The 3,615-nt window shown below is 74.1% G+C and carries 4 protein-coding genes; 1 reads left to right on the top strand and 3 read right to left on the bottom strand.

What is annotated here, in order from left to right; translation table 11 throughout:
- Nucleotides 1-392 (bottom strand): iron chelate uptake ABC transporter family permease subunit (locus tag IH13_RS0124125; protein WP_037842220.1); only part of this gene is annotated, 392 nt, incomplete at its 3' end.
- Entirely contained in the window at nucleotides 389-1,459 is a 1,071-nt protein-coding gene (locus IH13_RS0124120) for a FecCD family ABC transporter permease (protein WP_031087766.1), read from the bottom strand. The genes IH13_RS0124120 and IH13_RS0124125, both read right to left, overlap by 4 nt.
- A 195-nt stretch (nucleotides 1,460-1,654) precedes the next feature.
- Here IH13_RS0124120 and IH13_RS0124115 point away from each other — a divergent pair, with 195 nt between their 5' ends.
- Entirely contained in the window at nucleotides 1,655-2,233 is a 579-nt protein-coding gene (locus IH13_RS0124115) for an MSMEG_1061 family FMN-dependent PPOX-type flavoprotein (protein WP_031087763.1), read from the top strand.
- 65 nt (nucleotides 2,234-2,298) lie between these two features.
- On the opposite strand, the gene IH13_RS0124110 is transcribed toward IH13_RS0124115, so the two are convergent.
- The coding region (locus IH13_RS0124110) for a hypothetical protein (RefSeq protein WP_031087761.1) at nucleotides 2,299-3,615 on the bottom strand (1,317 nt) is incomplete at its 5' end.

Below are 3,615 nucleotides of genomic sequence, written 5' to 3'. Positions count from 1 at the left end.
GCTGTGACGGCGACCGCGCTCGCCCCGGCGCTGATGCCGATGATGTCGGGGGCGGCCAGCGGATTGCGCAGCACGGACTGGAAGACGGCTCCGGAGAGTCCGAAGCCGACGCCGACGAGGATCGCGAGCAGAGCGCGGGGCAGCCGGAGTTCCAGGACGACGAACTGCGAGCCGCCGTCGCCGCCTCCCAGGAGGGTGTCGACGACCTTGCCCAGCGGCATCACCATGTCACCGACGCAGAGCGAGAGGGCGAAGACCGCCACCACGCACACCACCAGGGCGGCTCCCACGAGTACGGAGCGCCTCCGTCCCCGTCCGCGCACCCGCGCGACGGCGCGGACCGCGTCGGCGAGGCGGGCGTCGGCCGCGTCCTCGAGTCGTGTCCCGGTCACAGTTCCACCAGCTTCCTGCGCCGGACGAGCCAGATGAAGGGGACGCAGCCGATCGCGGCGGTGACGACGCCGACCTGCACCTCGCCGGGCGGGGCGATGACCCGGCCGACGATGTCGGCGACGAGGAGCATGACGGGGGCGAGCACCATGCTGTACGGCAGCACCCAGCGGTAGTCGGGACCGGTGATGAGCCGGGCGGCGTGCGGGACGGCGAGGCCGACGAAGCCGATCGGGCCGGCGACCACCGTCGCCGCACCGCACAGCAGCACCACGGCGAGTGCCGACACCAGCCGGGCGATCCCGACGCGCTGGCCGAGGCCGCGTGCCAGGTCGTCGCCGAGGGACAGGGCGTTGAGCTGCGGCCCCAGCACCAGTGCGAGCACGACGCCGGCCGCGATGAACGGCGACACCTGCCACAGCACGTCGGAGTTCCGGGCGGTCAGGGCACCGAGCTGCCAGAAGCGGAACCGGTCGTAGCCCTCGCGGTCCTGGAGCAGGACCGCGTTGGTCACCGAGGTGAGTACGGCGCTCGTCGCGGCGCCGGCCAGGGCCAGTTTCACCGGGGTCGCCCCTTCCCGGCCGAGCGAGCCCACGCCGTACACCAGGAGTGCGGCGAGCAGGGCGCCGAGGAAGCCGAACCAGATGTACTGGGTGGCGACGGTGAAGCCGAGGAAGCTGATCGAGCACACCACCGCGACCGAGGCGCCGGCGTTGACGCCGAGGAGCTGCGGGTCGGCGAGCGGGTTGCGGGCCACGCCCTGCATCACCGTGCCCGCCAGGCCCAGCGCGGCACCGGCCAGGAGTCCGGCCACGGTGCGCGGGACGCGTACCTCCTGGACGATGAGCTGTCCCTTGACGTCGAGGTCGGGGTCGAGGACACCGTGCAGCACGTCGTCGAAGGAGACGTCGCCCGAACCGATCGCCAGGCTCGCCAGAACGGTCAGCAGGAGCACGGCCAGGCCGGCCAGGAGCCCGAGGGCGAGGACGGGGCGGCTGCGTGTGCGCCGCCGCTCCGGTGTGCCGACCGTCTTCTGTTCCTTCGCGCCCTGGAGGACCGGGCCGCTCACGGCCCGGTCACCGCGGCGGACGGCATACGGTTGCGCACTGTCCCTCACCCTTGTTCGTCGCTCCGGGCTCACCCGGGTCCCGGCCGCCGGAGCGGCACCCCGGGACGGGGAGCATACGGGAGCATAAGTAAGGTGAGCCTAACAGCGCCAGGCCGGTGTCTCGCCGCCGAGCCCCCACACGGTACGGAGAAACCCTTGTCGAACGCCGCTCCCGCGTCCGCCTCCGTCCCCGCCCCCGCCGGGGACCCGCTGGCCGGAGCCGTGCCCTTGCAGTCGGCCGAGGAACTGCGCGAGATCCTGGGCACCCCGTGGCCCCTGGTGATCGACAAGGTCCATGACGAGCTGACCGACGCCGACCTCGACCTGCTGGCCCGCGCGCCGTTCTGCTCGGTGGCGACGTCGGACGCCGACGGCAACTGCGACACCTCACCGCGGGGCGGGGAGCCGGGCTTCACCCGGGTCCTGGACTCGCGCACCCTGGCGCTGCCGGACCTGCCGGGCAACCGGCGGGGGGACAGTTTCCACAACATCCTGTCCAATCCGCACGTGGGGCTGCTCTACCTCATACCGGGCGTGATGACCGTCCTGCGGATCAACGGACGGGCCCGCATCCTCACCGACGCGCCGTTCTTCGACGCGATGGCGGTGAAGGGGCGCCGCCCCCGTCTCGCGCTCGTCGTGGACATCGACGAGATCTATCTGCACTGCCCCGCGTCGATCAAGCGGGCGGGGCTGTGGGCGCCGGACACCTGGGAAGGCGCGTCCCCGGCCTGACCGCCTGGCGGCGGGCGGGAACGGCGGGCGGGGAGCCGCGGCGCCGGGCCGGAGCCCGCCGGGGCTCAGAACCCGCCGCCGTCGAATCCACCGCCCCCACCGAAGCCGCCCCCGCCGAAGCCGCCCCCGTCGCCGAACCCACCGCCGTCACCGAACCCGCTCCCGCCGAAGCCCGAGGAGTCGAAGTCGGAGCCGGAGAAGTCGCCGCCGCCCCAGCCGCCGCCCGCGCCGAAGTCACCGCCGCCGTACTCGGCGGCGTACGCCGGGGTCGAGAGCACCGAGCCGAGCATCGTGCCGACCAGCAGTCCGGGCAGCAGCCCGCCGCCGAAGTAGCCGCCGGCCCAGGGGCCGTACGCCGGTCCGGCCTCCCAGTACGGGCGGCGGGAGCCGTCACCCATGTCGACCGTGCGGCTCATCGGGTCGTCGCCCTCGCGCAGCCGGACCTCGTCCGCGGCGCACACCGGGACCTCGCGGGCGGCGCCGCCGGGCGGCTGCCACACCACGTCGGCGACCGAGGGGCCGTGCCGGGGGTCGAAGAAGCACGGCGGGCGGCGGGCGGGGAGTTCACGGTGGTCGCGGCGGGCGTCCAGCACGGCGAGCGAGTAGCGGCCGTCCTCCAGGGCCTGGGTCACGCCGCGTACGTCGGAGGGGCGGCGGGCGGCGGCCATGCGGGACTTGGCGTCCTCGTAGGAGTCGAGCGCGCGTTCGTAGTCGGCGCGCATCGCGTCGTCCGCGCCCGCCTCCGCGGGGTGGAAGTCGAGGCGGTCCAGGGTCTCGCCGTAGGAGGTGATGTCCTCGTCCACGACGACCCGGAGCTTCTCCAGGGAGGCCCGCTCCTCTTCCTCCTGGCGCCTGCGGTTGCGGCGGACGACCGTGTACGCGGCAGTGCCGCCGACGAGGGCCACCCCGCCGAGGACGATCAGCCCGGCCACCGGGACGGTGCCGTTCACCTGGCCGTCGTTCGTCCCGCCGGACCAGGAGGCGGGAGCGCTGCCCCGGGCCTGCTCCAGGGCGCGGTCGACGAAGGCGTTGAGCTGGGTGGCGGCGTCGGTGTCCGTGCCGGGGGCCTTGACGGCCGTGGTGAGGTTGGCGACGGCCCGGCGCGGCATCACCTGCGGGTCGGCCCCGGCGTCGAACCCGTCCCCGAGGCGGACGGCGTAGACGCCGGTGATCCCGGTGTCGGTCCGCAGGTTCTCGAGGAGGCCGTCCGGTGGGTAGGCGGACGACTGGGGCAGCACGGCCACGAAGACCGGCTTGTCGGCGTCCTCGATCTTCTTCTCGAGCGCCTTCTCCTGAGCGGGTGAGAGCTGGTCCGCTGCCGCCGGGTCCACGTACACGGGGCCCTGGCGCAGGGCGCGGGCCGCGTCGTCGAGGGTGGCGGG

The organism is Streptomyces sp. NRRL WC-3549 (genome assembly GCF_000721935.1).
Lineage (GTDB): Bacteria > Actinomycetota > Actinomycetes > Streptomycetales > Streptomycetaceae > Streptomyces.
The sequence above is the reverse complement of the archived record's forward strand: the minus strand, read 5'-3'. Positions and strand labels throughout refer to the sequence as shown.